General features: G+C 72.6%; 3 protein-coding genes and 1 pseudogene. 1 reads left to right on the forward strand and 3 read right to left on the reverse strand.

All coding sequences use genetic code 11. The annotated features are described in order from the left end of the window. Nucleotides 1-166: pseudogene (locus H5J30_RS37815) on the reverse strand (M14 family zinc carboxypeptidase); the annotation flags it as partial. Between the two features lie 209 nt (nucleotides 167-375). On the opposite strand from H5J30_RS37815, the gene H5J30_RS21135 reads away from it, so the two are divergent. Beyond that, complete coding sequence (locus H5J30_RS21135) at nucleotides 376-1473, forward strand: HesA/MoeB/ThiF family protein (RefSeq protein ID WP_181788966.1); 1098 nt, start codon at nucleotides 376-378, stop codon at nucleotides 1471-1473. A 45-nt stretch (nucleotides 1474-1518) separates the two neighbouring features. Here H5J30_RS21135 and glmS read toward each other — a convergent pair whose 3' ends face one another. Together glmS and H5J30_RS21145 are read right to left on the reverse strand one after the other, a co-directional pair. Next, nucleotides 1519-3333, reverse strand: coding sequence for a glutamine--fructose-6-phosphate transaminase (isomerizing) (glmS, locus tag H5J30_RS21140; RefSeq protein ID WP_181788967.1), 1815 nt, complete (start codon nucleotides 3331-3333; stop codon nucleotides 1519-1521). A 51-nt stretch (nucleotides 3334-3384) separates the two neighbouring features. Further along, the gene (locus H5J30_RS21145; protein WP_181788968.1) at nucleotides 3385-3642 is read right to left on the reverse strand and encodes a hypothetical protein; all 258 of its coding nucleotides are present in this window, start codon (nucleotides 3640-3642) and stop codon (nucleotides 3385-3387) included. Nucleotides 3643-3890 lie beyond the last annotated feature (248 nt).

Genomic DNA, 3890 nt, shown 5'->3' on the forward strand with positions numbered 1-3890 from the left:
CGTGGCCGACGGAGAGCAGCCACAGCGGCTCCCCCGCGCGCGATTCGCCGACCTGCCGCAGCCGGCAGCGTGAGGGGTGGCGCCGTGCCAGGTCGCGGGCCGTCCGCGTGAGGTCGTCCACGGTCGGGTAGCGGTGACGCGCCAACGCGGGGACGCCGACCGGCATCACTCGCCGCTGGGGTTGCTGTCGCCTGTCGTCTCCTTCTTGTCGAGACGACGGATCTTGATCTCCTGCATCGCGCCTCCCTCCGCAGGGTCAACTCTGTGTGGTTGAAACGACTCACTCAGTAGTGCACATTGGGCCGCGTCGGTGCAAGGTTTCCTGGCGCATCTTCCTGAGGTGGTATGGCGGTGGGGCAGTGGGCACGGCCACGGGTGAAACCTGAGCACCGCGGCTACCGCACCATGGCCGGAAACGTCCGTATCGGCAGCGTCGTCTACGGCGTCGGCGCGGAGATCGAGGACCCCCGCGGCTGGGTCTGGACCCTGGTCGAGGCCGCCGACGGCACCCGCACCGCGCAGGACATCGTCACCGCCGTGCTCGCCCGGCACGACGGCGTCGAACCCGGCGACGTCACCGCGGCGCTGGACCGGCTCGCCGCGGCGGGCTTCCTGGAGGACGCCGCCGCGCCGCTCCCCGCGCAGTTCTCGCCCCGGGAGGCCGAGCGCTACAGCCGGAGCGTGCCGCTGCTGCGCTGGATGGACCTCGGCGCGCGCGCCAGCGCGTGGGAGGCCCAACTGCGCCTGAAGGAGTCCCGGGTGCTCGTCCTGGGCGTCGGGGGTACGGGCGGCGCGGCGGCCTGGCACCTGGCCGCCTCGGGCGTCGGCCACCTGCACGTGGTCGACGACGACAGGGTGGAACTGTCGAACCTCAACCGGCAGTTGCTCTACGCCGAGGCGGATTTGGGCGCCCGGAAGGCCGAGGCGGCGGTGGCGAGACTCGCCGGCCTCAACCCCGACATCCGCGTCACCGGCGAGGTGCGCCGCGTCTCCACCGCTGCGGAGCTGGCCGCGCTCCTCGCGGCCTCGCCCCCGTACGACGTGTTCGTGCTGGGCGCCGACGGGCCGCCGCAGATACGGCGCTGGGCGAACCGGGCGTGCCTGGCGGCCGGGCTGCCCTGGGTGGACGGCGGGTACAGCGGCCCGCTGGTCACCGCGGGCGTCCACCGGCCCGGCAGCGGCGGGTGCTGGGAGTGCGTGCACGACCAGGCGACGCGGCGGGCCGACCTCGGCCTGGCCGAAGGGGAAGAGGTGCCCGCCGCCTCCGCCCACTTACCGTGGAACCCGGCCAACGCCATCACCGCGGGCCTGTCCGGGGCACTCGTCGCGTACGGCGCGCTGGCTCTGCTGACGGGCATTCCGCCGCTCGAACCCGGCGTGCGCTTCGGGTTCAACCTGATGGTGCCGGGCGACGAGGTGACCGTGCGGCTGCCGCGCCGCCCCGACTGCCCGGCCTGCGGGACCCCGGGGTGAGGCCCGCGGGCGACCGGCCCGGCCGGGCGGCCGGGCCGCCGCGGGCTACTCCACCGTCACCGACTTGGCCAGGTTGCGGGGCTTGTCGATGTCCCGGCCCAGCTCCAGGGCCGTGTGGTACGCGAACAGCTGCAGCGGGATGCCCATCAGGATCGGGTCCAGCTCCGGCTCGCTGCGCGGGACCACGATCGTGTGGTCCGCCTTCTCCTGCCTGCGGTGGGCGACCGCGAGGATCCGGCCCTCGCGGGCCTTGATCTCCTCCAGCGCCGCGCGGTTCTTCTCCAGCAGCTCGTCGTCCGGCACGATCGCCACCGTCGGCACCTCCGGCTCGATCAGCGCCAGCGGCCCGTGCTTCAGCTCGGAGGCCGGGTACGCCTCGGCGTGGATGTAGCTGACCTCCTTCAGCTTCAGCGACGCCTCCCTGGCCACCGGGTAGCCGCGGACCCGGCCGATGAACATCATCGACTTGGCGTGCGCGTACTCCTTGGCCAGCGCCCGGATCTCGTCCTCGCCGCGCAGCATCTCGGCGATCTGCTCGGGCAGCCGGCGCAGCCCCTCGATGACGCGGCGGCCGTCGGCGACGGACAGGTCGCGGATGCGGCCGAGGTGCAGGGCGAGCAGGCCGAAGGCGACGACGGTGTTGGTGAAGCACTTGGTGGAGACCACGCAGACCTCCGGGCCGGCGTGCACGTAGATGCCGCCGTCCGTCTCGCGGGCGATGGCCGAGCCGACGACGTTGACGACGCCGAGGACGCGGGCGCCCTTGCGCTTCAGCTCCTGCACGGCGGCCAGCACGTCGTACGTCTCGCCGGACTGGGAGACGGCGACGTAGAGGGTGTCGGGGTCGACGACGGGGTTGCGGTAGCGGAACTCGCTGGCCGGCTCGGCGTCCGCGGGCACCCGCGCCAGCTCCTCGACCAACTGCGCGCCGATCATGCCCGCGTGGTACGAGGTGCCGCAGCCCAGGATCTTCACCCGGCGCACCGCGCGCGCCTCCCGCGCGTCCAGGTTGAGGCCGCCGAGGTGGACGGTGGAGAACCGGTCCTCGATCCGCCCGCGCAGCACGCGGTCGACGGCGTCGGCCTGTTCGCAGATCTCCTTGTGCATGTACGTGTCGTGGCCCGCCATGTCGTACGACTCGGGCGACCACTCCACCGTCTCGGGCGAGGACGACGTGCGCGAGCCCTCGGTGGTGTACGTGCGGTAGTCGTCTGCCTTGACGGTGGCCATCTCGCCGTCGCCGAGGGTGACGACCTGGCGGGTGTGCGAGACCAGCGCGGCGACGTCCGAGGCGACGAACATCTCCCGCTCGCCGATGCCCAGCACGACGGGCGAGCCGTTGCGGGCGACGACGATCCGGTCGGGGTGGTCGGCGTGCAGCACGGCGATGCCGTACGTGCCCTCCACCAGCCGCAGCGTCTCGCGGACGGCCTCCTCCAGGGTGGCGGCGGCGGAGCGGCCGACGAGGTGGGCCAGCACCTCGGTGTCGGTCTCGGAGGCCAGCTCGACGCCGTCGGCGGCGAGCTTGGCGCGCAGGTCGGCGGCGTTGTCGATGATGCCGTTGTGCACGACGGCGACCTTGCCGGCCTCGTCCAGGTGCGGGTGGGCGTTGGCGTCGCTGGGGGCGCCGTGGGTGGCCCAGCGGGTGTGCGCGATACCCGTGGCGCCGGCGAAGCGCTTGGGCAGCCGGGCCTGGAGGTCCCGTACCCGGCCCTTGGCCTTGACGGTCTTCAGGGCGCCGGAGCGCGCGGCGATGGCCACGCCCGCGGAGTCGTAGCCGCGGTACTCCAGCCGCTGGAGCCCTTCGAGCAGCAGGGGCGCCGCGTCGCGCTTGCCGATGTAACCCACGATTCCGCACATATCGTTCGCTTCCTGTCGGGAGGAGAGGGAGGGGTGAGGGAGGAGGGGCGGCTACCCGTAGACGATGCGGCGCAGCTGACGCGGGGTCAGCTCGGGCGGCGCGACCGCGCGGTGCGCCAGCTCCCGGGCGATCCGGTCGAAGATCTCGTCGTTCACCAGGCCGCCCGCCTGCAGCTCGCGGTGGCGGCGGCGGACGAACGCGGGCGCCGTCTCGTCGAAGTAGGCCAGGACGTCCTGTACGACCCGCGCGGCCTCGCCGCGGCTGAGCGGCGCGCTGCGTATCAGGTGGTCGATGAGGTCGTCGTGCACCCGTCGATAGTGCTTGATGATCTTTTCTTTCGCAAGAAATCTGCCCGGAATCGGGCAGGAACCACTCGTTTCCCTCACCCGCCCCCGCCACTGCCCCGTCGGCAGAATGGTCTACACCCTTGACCGGGGTCGGCACCGGGGGTACGTCTGGAATGTCCATGCCATGCGTACGATCCGCAGCCCCGAAGGGACCACTGTGAGACGTCACCGCCCGAGGACATCCCCCCACCGCTCCCCGCGCTCCCTCG

Source organism: Streptomyces phytophilus, from assembly GCF_013870535.1.
GTDB classification, from domain to species: Bacteria; Actinomycetota; Actinomycetes; order Streptomycetales; family Streptomycetaceae; genus Streptomyces; species Streptomyces phytophilus.